This is a genomic window from Rhizobium sp. CFBP 13726 (genome assembly GCF_014841925.1).
Lineage (GTDB): Bacteria > Pseudomonadota > Alphaproteobacteria > Rhizobiales > Rhizobiaceae > Neorhizobium > Neorhizobium soli.
Genome location: NZ_JACYUU010000001.1, coordinates 407,430 through 423,196, shown reverse-complemented (window position 1 = coordinate 423,196; position 15,767 = coordinate 407,430). Strand labels below are relative to the sequence as shown.

General features: G+C 61.0%; 14 protein-coding genes and 1 pseudogene. 11 read left to right on the top strand and 4 right to left on the bottom strand.

The genetic code is table 11. The features are described from left to right. Positions 1-57: 57 nt before the first annotated feature. A complete protein-coding gene (locus tag IFT66_RS02035) occupies positions 58-1,074 on the top strand; it encodes a zinc-binding alcohol dehydrogenase family protein (protein WP_192076658.1) in 1,017 nt (338 codons plus the stop codon). Between the two features lie 107 nt (positions 1,075-1,181). Next, positions 1,182-1,598 (top strand): DoxX family protein, encoded by a 417-nt coding sequence (locus IFT66_RS02030; RefSeq protein ID WP_062453419.1) that lies wholly within the window; start codon positions 1,182-1,184, stop codon positions 1,596-1,598. A gap of 93 nt (positions 1,599-1,691) precedes the next feature. Here IFT66_RS02030 and IFT66_RS02025 read toward each other — a convergent pair whose 3' ends face one another. Beyond that, positions 1,692-2,309 carry a L,D-transpeptidase gene (locus IFT66_RS02025; RefSeq protein ID WP_062453420.1) on the bottom strand — a complete coding sequence of 206 codons (618 nt, stop codon included), beginning with the start codon at positions 2,307-2,309 and terminating at the stop codon, positions 1,692-1,694. Positions 2,310-2,503: 194 nt separating this feature from the next. Here IFT66_RS02025 and IFT66_RS02020 point away from each other — a divergent pair, with 194 nt between their 5' ends. After that, positions 2,504-2,701: a type II toxin-antitoxin system VapB family antitoxin gene (locus IFT66_RS02020; protein WP_192076657.1), complete on the top strand. Its 198-nt coding sequence runs from the start codon at positions 2,504-2,506 to the stop codon at positions 2,699-2,701. Between the two features lie 488 nt (positions 2,702-3,189). On the opposite strand, the gene IFT66_RS02015 is transcribed toward IFT66_RS02020, so the two are convergent. Next, entirely contained in the window at positions 3,190-4,866 is a 1,677-nt protein-coding gene (locus IFT66_RS02015; protein ID WP_192076656.1) for an electron transfer flavoprotein-ubiquinone oxidoreductase, read from the bottom strand. Between the two features lie 306 nt (positions 4,867-5,172). Between IFT66_RS02015 and IFT66_RS02010 the strand changes: the two genes are divergently transcribed. Together IFT66_RS02010 and IFT66_RS23880 are read left to right on the top strand one after the other, a co-directional pair. Beyond that, entirely contained in the window at positions 5,173-5,961 is a 789-nt protein-coding gene (locus IFT66_RS02010) for an SDR family oxidoreductase (protein WP_062453424.1), read from the top strand. Positions 5,962-6,143: 182 nt separating this feature from the next. Continuing rightward, positions 6,144-6,855: pseudogene (locus IFT66_RS23880) on the top strand (DNA helicase). Positions 6,856-6,860: 5 nt separating this feature from the next. Here IFT66_RS23880 and blaOXA read toward each other — a convergent pair. Further along, a complete protein-coding gene (gene blaOXA / locus IFT66_RS02000; protein WP_192077118.1) occupies positions 6,861-7,664 on the bottom strand; it encodes a class D beta-lactamase in 804 nt (267 codons plus the stop codon). Between the two features lie 152 nt (positions 7,665-7,816). Between blaOXA and IFT66_RS01995 the strand changes: the two genes are divergently transcribed. The 5 genes from IFT66_RS01995 (at position 7,817) to IFT66_RS23685 (ending at position 11,628) form a co-directional block, all read left to right on the top strand. Next, entirely contained in the window at positions 7,817-8,686 is an 870-nt protein-coding gene (locus IFT66_RS01995) for a hypothetical protein (protein ID WP_192076655.1), read from the top strand. A gap of 165 nt (positions 8,687-8,851) precedes the next feature. Beyond that, entirely contained in the window at positions 8,852-10,144 is a 1,293-nt protein-coding gene (locus IFT66_RS01990) for an Hsp70 family protein (RefSeq protein WP_192076654.1), read from the top strand. Between the two features lie 76 nt (positions 10,145-10,220). Further along, positions 10,221-11,117 (top strand): uracil-DNA glycosylase, encoded by an 897-nt coding sequence (locus IFT66_RS01985; protein WP_192076653.1) that lies wholly within the window; start codon positions 10,221-10,223, stop codon positions 11,115-11,117. A gap of 171 nt (positions 11,118-11,288) precedes the next feature. Further along, complete coding sequence (locus tag IFT66_RS01980; RefSeq protein WP_062453430.1) at positions 11,289-11,480, top strand: hypothetical protein; 192 nt, start codon at positions 11,289-11,291, stop codon at positions 11,478-11,480. Between the two features lie 13 nt (positions 11,481-11,493). After that, a complete protein-coding gene (locus IFT66_RS23685) occupies positions 11,494-11,628 on the top strand; it encodes a hypothetical protein (RefSeq protein ID WP_256413693.1) in 135 nt (44 codons plus the stop codon). Positions 11,629-11,711: 83 nt separating this feature from the next. On the opposite strand, the gene IFT66_RS01975 is transcribed toward IFT66_RS23685, so the two are convergent. Further along, a complete protein-coding gene (locus IFT66_RS01975; RefSeq protein WP_092662503.1) occupies positions 11,712-12,650 on the bottom strand; it encodes a DMT family transporter in 939 nt (312 codons plus the stop codon). Between the two features lie 326 nt (positions 12,651-12,976). Between IFT66_RS01975 and pepN the strand changes: the two genes are divergently transcribed. Continuing rightward, positions 12,977-15,625: an aminopeptidase N gene (gene pepN / locus IFT66_RS01970; RefSeq protein WP_192076652.1), complete on the top strand. Its 2,649-nt coding sequence runs from the start codon at positions 12,977-12,979 to the stop codon at positions 15,623-15,625. Positions 15,626-15,767: the final 142 nt, after the last annotated feature.

Sequence of the window (15,767 nt, the reverse complement as noted above, 5' to 3'; positions counted from 1 at the left end):
GCCGTCGTTACGCGCGATGTATCGTCCTCACTGCCCTGAGCTTGACGAGGAGATTCCATGCGCGCTGTCGGTTTTAGCGAAAACCTGCCGATCACATCCGAAAACGCCCTTCTCGACATCGAGCTGCCGGAGCCCGAGGCCAAGGGGCGCGACCTGCTGGTCGAGATCAAGGCCGTGTCGGTCAATCCTGTCGATACCAAGCAGCGCCGGTTGCAGCCTGTCGAAGCTGGCCAGTACCGGATCCTCGGCTTCGATGCGGCGGGCGTGGTCAGAGCGGTCGGGCCGGATGTGAAACTCTTCAAGCCGGGTGACGAGGTGTTTTACGCGGGCGCGGTCAACCGTCCCGGCACCAATGCGGAACTGCATCTGGTCGACGAGCGGATCGTCGGCAAGAAGCCTTCCAGCCTCTCCTTTGAGGAGGCCGCCGCCCTTCCGTTGACCGCCATCACTGCCTACGAGACGCTGTTTCACCGGATGAAGGTGCAGGACAAGGTGGCGAGCGCCTGGAATGCGGTTCTGGTCATCGGCGGCGCCGGTGGTGTCGGCTCGATCGCCATCCAGTTGCTGCGAGAACTGACCGACGCGACGGTGATCGGCACCGGCTCGCGGCCGGAAACACAGGACTGGATCCGCACGCTCGGCGCTCACCATGTTCTCGACCATTCCAAGCCGCTGGCAAAACAGATCGCCGGGATGGCGATCGGCAACCCCGCCTTCGTGTTCTCGACGACGGAAACCTCCGATCACATCAACGACATCCTCGAGATGATCGCGCCGCAGGGACGACTGGGGCTGATCGACGACCCGAAGGAGCCGATCGATATCCGCCAGTTCAAGCGCAAGGCTTTGTCGATCCATTGGGAGACGATGTTCGTTCGGCCGGTGTTCCAGACCGCCGACATGATCGAACAGTACAAGCTGCTCAATCATGTGTCCGAACTGGTTGATGCCGGCAAGATCCGCACGACGCTGTCCGACGTGATCGGCCCGATCAATGCTGCAAACCTCAAGAAGGCCCACGCCAGGATCGAAAGCGGCACGACGCGAGGCAAGCTGGTTCTGTCCGGCTTCTGACCACGCAGCAACACACACCCCATAAGGTGTATCGATAAAAACTTACATCTTATCACGTTTGCCGTTTGGAGCTATGGTCCAGGCGGGTACGCGCAAAGGGGGTTCTTATGGCGACATCGCAGTCCAATACATTCGGAAATCCGCTGGATATCGTGACCGGGTCCACATGGTTCGGGTATCTGGCCCGAGCCGTCCTGACGTTCATGTTCTGGGGAAGCGGGCTTTCCAAGCTCATCGATTTTCCGGCCGGCGTCGCGGAGATGACGCAGTTCGGGCTGGAACCGGCATTCGCCTTCAACGTGGCCGTCATCATCACCCAGCTGGTGGGTTCGGCGCTTATCATCCTCAACCGCTGGACCTGGCTCGGTGCCGGCGCGCTCGGCGTGTTCACGGCGCTGACGATTCCGATCGTCCACCATTTCTGGACGATGGAAGAGCCGTTCAAGACGCTCGAGTTCTACGTGGTGATGGAGCATATCACCGTGATCGGCGGCCTGATGGTCGTCGCCTGGAAATCACGCTGAAGGGTGTTCAAGTCCACCCATAACATCCACATGCGAAAAGGCCCGCCGCCACGACAGTGACGGCAGGCTTCTTACGGATGGCTGCGGCTTGGATCAGGCACTCGCCTGGATGACGACGACCTTTGCGCCGACCTGGACGCGCTGGAAAAGATCGATGACGTCGTGGTTCATCATGCGGATGCAACCGCTCGACATCGCGTGACCGATCGAATCCGGCTGGTTGGTGCCGTGGATGCGGAAATGCGTATCGTTGCCGCCGCGGTAAAGATACATCGCACGGGCGCCGAGCGGGTTGTTGGGTCCACCAGGCATGCCGCCTGCGAGCGCCCGGTAGCGCGGTTCGCGGCGCTGCATGTTGGCCGTCGGCGTCCAGGTCGGCCATTCGGCCTTGCGGCCCACATAGGCGTTTCCGGAGAGTGCAAGACCGGCGCGGCCGACACCGACGCCGTAACGGATCGCCCGGCCGCCGCCGAGGATGTAGTAGGCCCGGCGCGCAGGCGTATCAACGACGACGGTACCTGCCTCGTAGGAGCTGACATAGTCGACTTCGGTCCGGCGCAGTTCAGGCCTGATCCGATCGATTGGCACCGGCGACAAGGGGAAAGCCTCGCCTGGGAGCGCTGCATAATTGCGCTGTTCTGGATACGTGGATGCGCAGCCGGCCAGCAGAAGCGGCAAACCGACCAGCAGGCCGCGACGGGAAATCGACATGAATGTGTCCTTGGCGAGTCGAGAAGATGACCAAGAATTACGGATATTATGGTTAATGAAGTGATAAGGCGGGTGCGGATCGAGCGAGTTCCATGGCGTATTTGCACCGACAACACCGTGCACGCCCACAGGCGCACGCGACGTTGTTAAGCGCATCATCTGGATGTTATTTTTCATGCGAAGGGAGACTGACCATGCGAACGACGATCACCATCGATGATGAACTGATTATCGATGCAAAGGAAATGACCGGTCTTCAGGAGACATCGGCGATCGTCAAGAAGGCGCTTACGCTTCTCGTTCAAAATGAAGCTGCACGGCGCCTTGCTCTTCTGGGCGGAACGGAACCAGACTTCAGATCAGCGCCCCGCTGGCGGCCGGACGAGCAGTGATTCTGGTCGATACAGTCATCTGGGCCGACCATCTCGGCAAACCAGACCCGAGGCTGATTGCTCTGCTGGAGAATGGACAGGTCTGCACTCATCCGCATGTGATCGGGGAACTGGCGCTGGGGAACATGCGCTAATACGATGTAATCATCGGCTATCTGCATCGGCTGCCGAAATCCGTAACAGCGTCAGATGCGGAGGTTCTGGCAATGATACGGACACAGAAACTGTCCGGCTCAGGCATCGGCTATTGTGACTCGCATCTCGTGGCGTCTATGTTGTTGACGCCGGATCTGTTGCTTTGGACACGGGACAAGCGGCTGAACGCTGTCGCCCACCGGTTCGGCCGTGGCTGGACCTCAGTCTGAAGCGCTCCCAGCAAACCAGTGCAGCGATTTGCATCCGGGACTGTGCGGAGGCGCCTCTCTAGATCGCTGTGCGTCCAATCGAACGCACAGCGGTTGCTCTGGTCTCCCTCGGCACCTCAAGGATCACATATTCTGATACACCGGCCCCTCGCCGCCCTGTGGCGGGACCCACACGATGTTCTGGTTGGGGTCCTTGATGTCGCAGGTCTTGCAGTGGACGCAGTTCTGGGCGTTGATGACGAAGACTTCTTCGCCGTCCTTCTCCACCCATTCATAGACCCCGGCGGGACAGTAGCGGGTCGAGGGGCCCGCATAGACTTTGAGCTCGGAGCGCTTCTGCAGGTCCATGTCCTTGACCTTGAGATGGACCGGCTGGTCTTCCTCGTGGTTGGTGTTGGAGAGAAACACCGAGGACAAACGGTCGAAGGTCAGCACGCCATCGGGCTTGGGATAGTCGATCTTTTTGTGCTGTGCCGCCGGCTCCAGGCTTTGCGCATCGGTCTTGCCGTGCTTCAGCGTGCCGAAGAACGAGAAGCCGAACAGCTGGTTGGTCCACATGTCGAGACCGCCGAGCGCGACGCCGAGACCGGTTCCGAGCTTCGACCAGAGCGGCTTGACGTTGCGCACGCGCCTGAGATCGGTGCCGATCGCCGTCTGGCGCCATTCGTTCTCGATCTCGACCGGCTCGTCATTGGCGCGGCCGGCAGCGATCGCGGCGGCCAGCTTGTCGGCGGCGAGCATGCCGGAGATGACCGCGTTGTGCGATCCCTTGATGCGGGGCACGTTGACGAAGCCGGCGGAACAGCCGATCAGCGCGCCACCCGGGAAGGACAGTTTCGGCACCGACTGGTAGCCACCCTCGGTGATCGCGCGCGCGCCGTAGGACAGGCGCTTGCCGCCTTCGAACGTGCCCCGGATGGCCGGATGCGTCTTGAAGCGCTGGAATTCCTCGAACGGATAGAGATAGGGGTTCTTGTAGTTGAGGTGGACGACGAAGCCGACTGCGACCGTGTTATCCTCCAGGTGGTAGAGGAAGGAACCGCCGCCGGTCTTCATGCCGAGCGGCCAGCCGAACGAGTGCTGCACGAGGCCCTGTCTGTGGTTCTCCGGCTTGACCTGCCACAGTTCCTTGATGCCGATGCCGTATTTCTGCGGCTCGCGATCCTTGGCGAGATCGAATTTCGCGATCAGCTGCTTGGCGAGCGAGCCCCGAACACCTTCGCCGATCAGCGTGTACTTGCCGAGCAGTTCCATGCCGCGGGTATAGGCAGGACCCGGTTCGCCGTTCTTCTCAATCCCCATGTCGCCGGTTGCGACACCGATTACGGCACCCTGGTCATTGTAGAGCACTTCGGCGGCAGCAAAGCCGGGATAGATCTCGACGCCCAGCGCTTCGGCCTTTTCGGCGAGCCAGCGACAGACGTTGCCGAGCGAGACGATGTAATTTCCGTGATTGTTCATCAGCGGCGGCATGGCGAAGTTCGGCAGGCGGATCGAGCCGGCAGGACCGAGCAGCAGGAACTGGTCGTCGGTCACTTCGGTCTTGAAGGGATGGCCCTCTTCCTCACGCCAGCCAGGCAGGAGCGCATCAATGCCCGAGGGATCGACCACGGCGCCTGAAAGAATATGCGCACCGACTTCGGCGCCTTTTTCCAGAACGACCACCGTCAGATCCGGATTGACCTGCTTCAACCGGATCGCAGCCGACAGGCCGGCCGGGCCAGCGCCAACGATCACGACGTCGAACTCCATGCTTTCACGTTCGGGAAGCGGGTTGGCGGAAAGGTCTTGGGCGTCCATTGCAAACTCCGATGCCGGCCCCTCGCCGGCGCAGTAGGTCTGTTTCTGTCTTGTCAAAAGCGATCCCGCTTGTCGAGGCGCGAAAGCGTCTTCCGGCTTGTCATTCGCGCAAAGCACGCTTCCGTTTTCTCAACTTACGTTGACGTACACGTAAATAACGGTTCTGGCGCCAAAGGCAAGTTCTGGCTTTCGCCATGGGTGGACCAAAGCTATAAAGCCCCGGCATTCAAATGACCGGTCCCGCGTCGCAACCTGTCGTCGCGCCCGAAGACCCGTCATGAACCTCGTGCAGAGAAGGAAAGCTTCATGGATCTCGGTATTGCCGGCAAACGCGCTCTCGTACTCGCCTCCTCCCGCGGCCTTGGGCTGGGGATAGCCAAGGCTCTGGCGGCGGAAGGCGCAAACGTCCTTCTCGTCGGTCGGTCGGGCGATCAGCTGGCGGAAAACTGCAAGGCGATCAATGCGCTCGGCAAAGGCAAGGCTGACTGGGTCCGCGGCGATCTCGGCGAAGAGAATTTCGTCGCTTCGATGGTGACGGCCGTTGAGGAAAAGCTCGGCGGCATCGACATTCTCGTCAACAATACCGGCGGCCCGACGCCCGGCACGACTGAGGACATGAGCGCCGACAAGCTCGACACGTTCTTCCAGTCCATGGTGCTGCGCGTCATCACGCTCACCAACACGTTGCTGCCGCAGATGAAGGCGCAAGGTTGGGGTCGCGTGCTGACGGTTGCCTCCTCCGGCGTGGTTGAGCCCATCGCCAACCTCGCGCTGTCGAATACGCTGCGTGGCGCGCTGGTCGGCTGGAACAAGACACTTGCGACCGAAGTAGCAGGCTCCGGCATCACCGCGAACATGCTGCTGCCTGGCCGCATCCTCACCGACCGGATCGAGGAGCTTGATACGGCCAATGCGAAGAAGCAGGGCAAGACGATGGACGAAGTCCGTGCCGCATCGGTCAAGACGATCCCCGCCGGCCGGCTCGGCACGGTCGAGGAATTCGGCGCTGCCGGTGCCTTCCTCTGCTCGGAGGCCGCAAGCTACATCACCGGATCGATGCTGCGCGTCGATGGCGGCGCCGCCCGCTCGTTCTAACCTGACGAGACCACTTTGAAGACGACACGGATCGCGCTAGACTTTGATTCTGGCGCGGTCCACGCCTCCCCCCTCCGACCGGGAAAGTAAACCTCATACCGGACCTCTGATCATCGAACCGACTGTTCGAGCATCCGCACAAGGAGGGATTGCGAAACACGCTCGCAATAGGAGGTTTGACCATGAAAACGACAGTTCCGATCTATCAGCTTAAACGCAAGGCGAAGCTTCTCGCCCGGCAGACATCCACTCCCCTTCACGCCGCGCTCGACCGCATCGCCATCGAGCAAGGGTACCGGAGCTGGAGCCTGCTATCGGCCAAACATGCCGAAACATCGCCCGCCGAAATCTTGTACCGAAGCCTGAAACAGGGCGACATGCTGCTGGTCGGTGCACGACCGCGACAGGGCAAGACGCTGATGGCGCTCAGCCTTGCCATCGAGGCCATGAAAGCCGGCAACAGCGCCTTTTTCTTCAGCCTCGATTATACGCCTGCCGACATTCTCGGGCGCTTTCGCGCGCTTGAGGTCGAGCCTCAGCTTTGGAGACCAGTTTTCGTTCGACTGCTCCGATGCGATCAATGCCGGTTACATGATCGAGGCGCTGGAAACCGCTGCAGCCGGTACGCTGGTCGTGGTGGACTATCTTCAACTGCTCGACCAGAGGCGCGAAAACCCGCCGCTGGCCGACCAGGTTTCCACACTCGAGTCTTTCGCCCGTAAGCGCGGTCTGATCATCGTCTTCGTGTCGCAGATCGACCGCGCTTACGACGCGGCCGCGAAGCCCCTCCCCGACATCGCGGATGTCAGGCTTCCCAACCCGCTCGACCTGTCCAAGTTCAGCCGGACCTGCTTCCTTCAGGGCGGCAGCGTAGCGTTCCGGCCGAACGGGTAAGCCGGTCAAAGATCGGCGGCGAGCTTGGGCAGGTCGGCGATCAGGCTGTCGCGCACAACATAGCTTATCGGCGTGCCGGGATAGCGCTTCACGTCGACCAGCAACCTTGCAAAGATCACGCGGCGGTCGTTCTGCTCGGCCCAGCCGACGAACCAGCCGATCGGGCGGGCATAGTCGGGCTTGCCGTCCTTGCCGCGCAGCCAGCCGGCGCCGGTCTTGCCCTGCACGTCCCAGCCGTCGCCGGCTGCAAAATGGGGCAGGATCGCCTGCGTCATGTCGGAAGCCTTTTCCGAGATCGGCAGCTTGCCGGTGAGGAAGCGGCGAATGAACGCCACCTGCTGGTCCGGCGAAATCTTCAGCGACGACATCAGCCAAGCTTCCGTCAGCCCGTCCGTGCCGGCGGGTCCGCCGGAGACATCGCGGTTGCCGTAACCGAAGGCCTTCACATAGGCCGCGAACCGTTCTTTGCCGAGCTTGCGCGCGATCTCCTGCGAATACCAGACGATCGAATCGCGTTCCCAGATGGTCGGATCGACATCCTTTTGCTCACGCTTGGAGCGGTTGAATTTCGGCTGGTATTTCCACAGCGGTGTCGTCTCGTCGGTTAGGATGCCGGCGTCGTAGCCCATCATCGCGAGCGGCAGCTTGAAGGTGGATTGCGGATAGAAAGCCTGATCGCAGGCGCCTTCCCGGTAAATCGGCTCGCCAGTCTTTTCCTCGATTACGACGGTGCAGGCGATGGGTTCGGCAGCATGGGAGGCCACGCCGGAAAACACGCACGCAACCGCGATCAACGACAGAAACTTCATTTTCTTCAACACTCTAGCAGTCCTCCTGTGCGACGCCGGGAAGATCCTCCATGAATGTGTAAACATTGAGTTAACTTGTCGTGCCGGTTTTGACCCCTCGTCAAGGCGGCACTGTTAAAGGCCTCGCTTGATTAGAATCCAAGGGGCATACCGTGTTAATTGACAGAATTTTCAAAGGCGGATCGAGTTCATCCTCGCCGAGCCAGACGTCCAGCCCAAGCACTCAACCGGCAAGCACCACATCCGGCAGTTCGTCCACAGCCAAGCCTGCCAGCAACGAGCCGGTTTCCGCCGAACCGGTGAAAAGCGACGAGCCCGACACGCAGGTCGACAACAGCGATGACGGGATCTACGGCCCGACACCGGTCGCTTCTAACGACGATCCCGCGACGTCCGAGCCGACAGCGGCCGACAACGACGAAGCGGACGGTCGCGTAGAAAAGGAAGACGCGGCCGGGACACCGGTATGGACTGCGCCGGAGACAGCGGAAACCGATCAGGCCGAACCAAGCGACGTTGAGGCTGGAGAAGCAGGAAGCACCGACAGCACCTCCACAGTAACGGACGACGATGCGGCGGCTGAGACGGGTTCGACCGACATGGCTGGCGCTTCGCCATCGGGCAGCGCAAGTTCCGCCACCGCGCCTGGCCCCTCGTCGGCGGGCCCCGTCCAGGCTGGCACGGCATCCACGGCACCGGCGACTGGCGCAAGTGTGGGAACGACCGCGTCGGCTTCCAACGCTCCTACAACGGCGTCGACCTCTGTCTCGAAAACAGCCTCTGCCGATCACGTCGCCAACTTCCTTGACCAGATCGCAAGGATTCAGACGCGTTTCGGAACGACCGGCTCCGACGAGGAACAGCAGGTCCGCGAACGGGCTTCGGAAGTCGTCCAGAGCCTGATGGTCAGCCAGTTGCTGGACAATATCGTCTCCAAGCAGAGCCAGACGATTGGCACCCTGTTCGGCTCCCGAGACGAGGCCGACACGCTGGAAACGGAGAAAATCTACAGCGCGGCATAAACGCTATCGGCATGGGGTTCAGTCCCTTTCCGCTCTTGCCTTCGCCTGCACCTTGTGCCATCACGCGCCCTCTTGAAAAACGGGGCGCGTTTTCGCGTTCTGTTGCCCTCGGAAGCGGCGCTTCCGGTTCATCATTTTCGACGTAGATCTTTAAGGAGCACGGCCATGGCACGGGCGCTCGGGCTTGATTTCGGCACGACCAATACGGTTCTGGCATTGGCGGACAGTGGCGCCACCACGCATTCGCTGGAGTTCTCCAGCAGCGCCGGCACCACGGATTCGATGCGCACGGCGCTGTCCTTCATGAAGGATGCGAAGCTTGGCGCGCAGGCGCTGAAGATCGAGGCCGGTCAGGCCGCGATCCGGCAGTTCATCGACAATCCCGGTGATGTTCGCTTCCTGCAGTCGATCAAGACCTTTGCCGCGAGCCCACTGTTTCAGGGTACGCTGGTGTTTGCCCGCCGGCACATGTTCGAAGACCTGATGGAAATCTTTCTGAAGCGGCTGCAGGCCTATGCGGAAGGCAACTGGCCGGGCGAAGTCTCGCGTCTTGTTGCGGGACGTCCGGTGCATTTTGCCGGCGCCAGCCCGGACGAGAAGCTCGCCACCGATCGCTACAACGAAGCGCTGACGCGGCTGGGCTTTCCGGAAATCCACTATGTCTACGAGCCTGTCGCAGCCGCCTATTACTTCGCGCAGAGCCTGAAGAGCGATGCCACCGTTCTGGTGGCCGACTTTGGCGGCGGCACGACGGACTACTCGCTCATCCGCTTCGAGCGTGTCGCCGGCAAGCTCGTCGCAACTCCGATCGGCCATTCCGGCGTCGGCATCGCCGGCGATCACTTCGATGCGCGGATGGTGGAGCATCTGGTGGCGCCAGAGATCGGCAAGGGCACGCATTTCAAGAGCTTCGACAAGCTCCTCGAAGTGCCGTCGAGCTATTACGCCAATTTCTCGCGCTGGAACCAGTTGTCTATCTTCAAGACGACCCGCGAGTTCACCGATCTGAAATCGCTGGTGCGCTCGGCGACCGATCCCGACAAGCTGGAACTCTTCATCGATCTCGTCGATCACGACGAAGGCTATCCGCTCTATCAGTCGATCTCGGCCACCAAGATGGCGCTGTCTGCGTCCGACGAGGCGGAGTTCAATTTCTCGCCGCTCGGCCGGGGTGGCAAGAAGATGGTGAAGCGGACCGATTTCGAAACCTGGATCGCCGACGACCTTGGCCGCATCGAAGGTGCGCTGGACGACGTGCTGACCAAGACCAACACGGCACCTGATGAGGTCGACAAGGTGTTCTTGACCGGCGGCACGTCCTTCGTGCCGGCGGTGCGGCAGATCTTCAACCGGCGCTTCGATGCCGGCAAGATCGAGAGCGGCGGCGAACTGTTGTCGATCGCCCACGGTCTGGCCCTGATCGGCGAAAGCGGCGATGTGGAGCAATGGGCGGCGTAAGCACTCCACGAGGTTCTCCACAGCCGCGGACGGAATCCCATTCCAACCCGAGCCCGACATGCTATAGGGTGCGCATATGAGCCCCACCGCCTCCGAACTCGATCCTGCCGAACTTGCAGCGCTGCTGCATTTCTATGCGGATTCGGGTGTCGACTGGCTGGTCGAGGACGCACCGGTTGATCGCTTCGCGCAGTTTGCCGAGCAGAAGGCAGCGAAGTCGCAAGGGCGAGCGGCACCGAACGTGTCGTCACCGCCGCAGGGCGAGCGTGAGGCCTATGCTGTCGGTGGCGATACACCACAGCCGCAGCGTCCCGCGCCACCAGCTCCGCGTCTTACCCCCTCCTCCATGCAGCAGGTCGCCATTCCCGATGGCGGCGCGGTCAATGCCGCGCGTCTTGCGGCAGACGGTGCCGGCACGCTTTCCGAACTGAAGACGGCGCTGGAAACCTTCGGCGGCTGCAACCTGAAACACGGCGCCCGCTCAACGGTGTTCATGACCGGCGATCCGCAATCGCGCATCATGGTAATCGGTCCGATGCCAAATGCCGAAGACGATCGCGACGGCATACCCTTTTCCGGGCGGCAGGGCCAATTGCTCGACCGAATGCTGGCGGCGATCGGCCTGTCGCGCGAAACGGTGCTGCTCACCAACATCATTCCCTGGCGCCCGCCGGGAAGCCGGATGCCGTCAGACGCCGAACTTGAAATCTGCAGACCGTTCCTCGACCGTCAGATCGCGCTTGCCGAGCCACGGCATCTGCTGCTGCTCGGCAACTTCCCCGCGCGTCTGTTCCTCGGCGATACCGGGACAATCCATTCGATGCGTGGCGAGTGGCGTGAGGTCACGGCGGCAGGTCTCGCAGTATCCGCTCTCGCGACGCTTCACCCGCAGGATCTGCTTGCGGCACCGGCCAACAAGGCTCTCGCTTGGCAGGATATGTTGCTGTTCAAAAGCCGCATTTCCGGCACCTGATTGCCCACCTTTCGGGCATTCTCCGACCGATTCGCGTTAATATTACCAAAATATGAATATCGCTATGCGTGCGCTGCATGTCAGCGCCGCGTTTGTCGGTATTGATGAATCAATGCTGCGCTGCAATATATCATCCTGTCTTGGGAGGACACGGTTTAAGGAACCAAGGCAATGACCACACGCTTTCGTCCGATCCATTCGGGCTTTGAAACCCTCCGCGTTGCCGGCCTCGCGCCGCGCTCCTCGAACGGGTACCACCACTTCGGATCTGCCACGCACGAGCAGATCACGTCGCGCTCGATGAGCCGTCCGGTCGGGATAACCCGTCCGTCCGCCGTCTTCGCAGACTTCCGTGAACGCTGAGGGTATGACGACAATGAAAACCGTTCTGCACCCGATCCGTACGATCCGCGACAGCATTCTCCAGATCAGCTGCGCGGTATCTGCATCCGTCGAGTTTTCTCGCTCAGCGGTGAAGCGCTCCGACGCGGAAACTGCAATTCCGCTGTAAAGCGTCATCCATGTTGGATTGAACTGTCGAGGGCTGCGTCATGCGGCCCTTTTGCGTTTGGGGCATGTTCCTGCAGCACAGGTTCAGTTGGCGGTGCTTGACGCCCGGCGTGCCGCCTTGCGCTCGAGACCCAACCGATGCTCGCGGTAGATGATGAAGATACCGGCGGAAACCGTAATCGCGGTACCGATCAGCGTCGTTGCCGTCGGCACGTCCGCAAACAGCAGATATGACACGGCAATGCCCAGAATGATCGACGTATAGTCGAAGGGTGCGACTGTCGAGACATCGGCAAATCGATAGCTTTCGGTCAGGAAGATCTGCGCTACGCCACCGCACAGCCCGGCCGCGATCAGAAGCAGAAAACTGCTCCAGGGCAGCGACACCCAGCCGAACGGCAGGCTGGCCAGCGACAGAAGCGCGCCGGTCAGCGAAAAATACAGCACGATCGTCGCCGTCTTTTCGGTCTGCACCAGCTGGCGCACCTGCACCATGGCAAGACCGGCCAGCACGGCGGCACAGAGAACCGCGATCGCCCCGAGCGCCTGTTCGGAGGCAAACCCGCCGTCGCGGAGCAGTGTCAGCTTTGGCCAGGAGACGACGAGAACGCCAACGATTCCGATCAACACCGCCGTCCAGCGATAGACGCGCACTGTTTCCTTGAGGATGAGCGCTGCAAACACGACGGCCATCAGCGGTCCCGCGTAGCCGATGGCGATCGCTTCTGGCAGCGGCAGGTGGATCAGGCCGTAAAAGCCGAAGGCCATCGACATGATGCCCAGCACACCGCGCTTGAAATGTCCAAAAATGCTCGACGTGTGGAATGCCGGCCATAACTGTCCAAGAACCGACAGGTAGAGCACGATCGGCACGATCCCGAAAGCGGAGCGGTAAAAGGTGATCTGCCCTGCAGGGATCCCCGTTCCGGCGGACTTGATGCAGACCTGCATGGCCACGAAGATGACGACGGAGATGACCTTGAAAAGAATGCCCCGCAAGGGGTTCTGCGCGTCGGCCACCATCATGCACTCTGCAAAAATCACGGTGACGGGACCGTAATCGCAGCACCACCAAAGAAAAGGATTCGAATACAAATCACAATAACCACATTTCCCGGGGCCGCGACAGGAAATTGACAAAGCACAATCACGAAGCATGATGGCAAGTCAGCTTCCGCGAGGCTGCTCAAGACTGGAACAAAATCGCGTTATCTTAAAGGTGGCTTCAACAATCATTTAGTATTGCGTGCAATGATCCGCGGCGGCGATGGGGATTGTCGAAAGCTCAATGCGCGCAACCGCGCAGATCCTCGACGCGTTCAATTTGAAGAGCCGGTTCAGGAAAAGTCATGCGAACAGATACGGGCCAGATCGTACATCTGGCAGATTACCGCCCCACTGATTTCGTTCTGGAACGTGTCGACCTCACCTTCGAGCTCGACCCGACGAACACGAAAGTGGATGCCCGGCTGATCTTCCATCGCCGCGAAGGCGTGGATCCGTCCGCTCCTCTGGTGCTCGATGGCGACGAGCTTGCTCTCTCCGGCCTGCTGTTTGACCAAAAGGACGTGCCGGCCAGTCAGTACGATGCCACGCCGGAAAGCCTCATCATCCGTGATCTGCCGGCCGAGGCGCCGTTTGAGATCACCATCACGACCCATATCAATCCGGAAGCCAATACGCAGCTGATGGGGCTTTACCGCACCAACGGCATCTATTGCACGCAGTGCGAGGCCGAAGGCTTCCGCCGGATCACATACTTCCCTGACCGTCCCGACGTTCTGGCGCCCTACACGATCACCATCATCGGTGACAAGGCCGCCAACCCGGTCATGCTGTCGAACGGCAATTTCCTGGGCGGTGCCGGATATGACGAAGGCCGCGCCTTTGCCGCCTGGTTCGATCCGCATCCGAAGCCATCCTACCTGTTTGCTCTCGTCGCCGGCGATCTTGCGGTCGTCGAAGACACGTTCGTGACGATGTCCGAGCGTGAAGTGACGCTGAAGATCTATGTCGAGCACGGCAACGAGTCGCGCACCGCCTATGCCATGGACGCTCTGAAGCGTTCGATGAAGTGGGACGAGGAGCGGTTCGGCCGCGAATACGATCTCGACATCTTCATGATCGTCGCCGTCTCAGACTTCAACATGGGCGCCATGGAGAACAAGGGGCTCAACGTCTTCAACGACAAGTACGTGCTGGCCGATCCAGAGACTGCAACGGATCAGGACTACGCCAATATCGAGGCGATCATCGCCCACGAATACTTCCACAACTGGACCGGAAACCGCATCACCTGCCGCGACTGGTTCCAGCTGTGCCTGAAGGAAGGCCTCACGGTCTATCGCGACCACAAATTCTCGGCCGACCAGCGCTCGCGCCCGGTCAAGCGCATCGCCGAAGTGCGCCATCTGCGCTCGGACCAGTTCCCGGAGGATGGCGGCCCGCTCGCCCACCCGGTGCGCCCGACGACCTATCGCGAGATCAACAATTTCTACACGACGACGGTCTACCAGAAGGGGTCCGAAGTCACCGGCATGATCGCCACGCTGCTCGGCATGGACGATTTCAAGGCCGGCATGGATCTCTATTTCGAACGGCATGACGGCCAGGCCGTCACCGTCGAGGACTATGTGAAATGCTTCGAGGACGTGAGCGGCCGCGATCTCGCCCAGTTCTCGCTCTGGTATTCGCAGGCCGGCACGCCGCTCGTCAACGTCTCGACCGAATACGACCAGGCATCCGCCACGTTCAAGCTGTCGCTCGAACAGATGGTGCCAGCAACGCCGGGCCAGCCGGACAAGCAGCCGATGCACATTCCGTTGTCCTTCGCGCTGATCCTCGACAATGGCACCATTGCCGACGCGACATCCGTCAAGGGCGGTGAAGTGACCGGTGACGTGCTGCATCTGACCGATCGCCGCCAGACCTTCACCTTCACCGGAATCGCGTCGCGGCCGGTCCTGTCGCTCAACCGTTCGTTCTCGGCGCCGGTCAACATCGCCTTTACCCAGACGCCGGCCGATCTTGCGCATATCGCGCGTCACGACACGGATCTGTTTTCACGCTGGCAGTCCCTGACGGATCTCGCCATCCCCAACCTCACCAAGGCGGCCCGCGACGCGCGGGAAGGTCATGAGGTCACCTGCGACCCGGCGCTGATTGCGGCACTTCTGGAAGCGGCCGGCGACGACACGCTGGAGCCGGCCTTCCGCGCGCAGGTTCTGGCACTTCCGAGCGAAGCCGACATCGGTCGCGAGCTTGGTGGCAACAACGATCCGGAAGCCATTCACACGGGCCGCAATGCGGTCTTGAAGCTCATTGCAGATGCTGGCGAAGACCTGTTCAAGCGTCTGTTCAGTGACATGAAGGCAGATAGTGCCTATTCGCCGGATGCCGAAAGCGCCGGCAAGCGGGCTCTCAAGGCTGCGGCACTGACCTACCTCGCCTATGCCGAGAACAGCCCGCAGCGCGCGGCCGAAGCCTTCGGTGCAGCCGACAACATGACGGAACTGTCGCAGGCGCTCACCCTGCTTGCCCATCGCTTCCCGGAAGCGTCGGAAACAACAGGTGCGCTCGCAAGCTTCCTGACACGGTTCGGCGAAAACCCGCTCGTCATCGACAAGTGGTTCTCGCTGCAGGCGACCATGCCCGGCGAAGATGCACTGGCGCGGGTCAAAGCGTTGATCGACCATCCGCGCTACAATGCCGGCAATCCGAACCGTGTTCGCGCACTGGTCGGCATGTATGCCTTCTCGAACCCGACCGGCTTCAACCGCCGCGACGGCGAAGGCTACCGGTTCCTCGCCGGACAAATCCTCGAGATCGATCCGAAGAACCCGCAACTGGCCGCCCGCATCCTCACCTCGATGCGCTCATGGCGCTCGCTGGAGCCGACCCGCGCCGACCAGGCCCGCGACGCTTTGATGACGATCGAACGCAGCCCGTCCCTTTCGACTGACGTGCGCGACATCGTTGAGCGTATGCTGAAGGGCTGAGACAATCTTCGTGCAAAATGACATCCGCGTCGGCTGCCTGCCGACGCGGATATTTTTTGCGCCGATTTGGCACATTTTGGTACATCTTGCTTGACGAGGCTTGATAACTCGCATCCTGAAAAGCGTTACCCAGACACCTGAT

Coding starts and splice junctions, on each gene's coding strand:
- IFT66_RS01980 (WP_062453430.1), top strand. CDS start 11,289: ATGACCACACGCTTTCGTCCGATCCATTCGGGCTTTGAAACCCTCCGC.
- IFT66_RS02015 (WP_192076656.1), bottom strand. CDS start 4,866: ATGGACGCCCAAGACCTTTCCGCCAACCCGCTTCCCGAACGTGAAAGC.
- IFT66_RS01975 (WP_092662503.1), bottom strand. CDS start 12,650: ATGGTGGCCGACGCGCAGAACCCCTTGCGGGGCATTCTTTTCAAGGTC.
- IFT66_RS02030 (WP_062453419.1), top strand. CDS start 1,182: ATGGCGACATCGCAGTCCAATACATTCGGAAATCCGCTGGATATCGTG.
- IFT66_RS02020 (WP_192076657.1), top strand. CDS start 2,504: ATGCGAACGACGATCACCATCGATGATGAACTGATTATCGATGCAAAG.
- IFT66_RS01990 (WP_192076654.1), top strand. CDS start 8,852: ATGGCACGGGCGCTCGGGCTTGATTTCGGCACGACCAATACGGTTCTG.
- IFT66_RS02010 (WP_062453424.1), top strand. CDS start 5,173: ATGGATCTCGGTATTGCCGGCAAACGCGCTCTCGTACTCGCCTCCTCC.
- blaOXA (WP_192077118.1), bottom strand. CDS start 7,664: ATGAAGTTTCTGTCGTTGATCGCGGTTGCGTGCGTGTTTTCCGGCGTG.
- IFT66_RS23685 (WP_256413693.1), top strand. CDS start 11,494: ATGAAAACCGTTCTGCACCCGATCCGTACGATCCGCGACAGCATTCTC.
- IFT66_RS02035 (WP_192076658.1), top strand. CDS start 58: ATGCGCGCTGTCGGTTTTAGCGAAAACCTGCCGATCACATCCGAAAAC.
- IFT66_RS01985 (WP_192076653.1), top strand. CDS start 10,221: ATGAGCCCCACCGCCTCCGAACTCGATCCTGCCGAACTTGCAGCGCTG.
- pepN (WP_192076652.1), top strand. CDS start 12,977: ATGCGAACAGATACGGGCCAGATCGTACATCTGGCAGATTACCGCCCC.
- IFT66_RS02025 (WP_062453420.1), bottom strand. CDS start 2,309: ATGTCGATTTCCCGTCGCGGCCTGCTGGTCGGTTTGCCGCTTCTGCTG.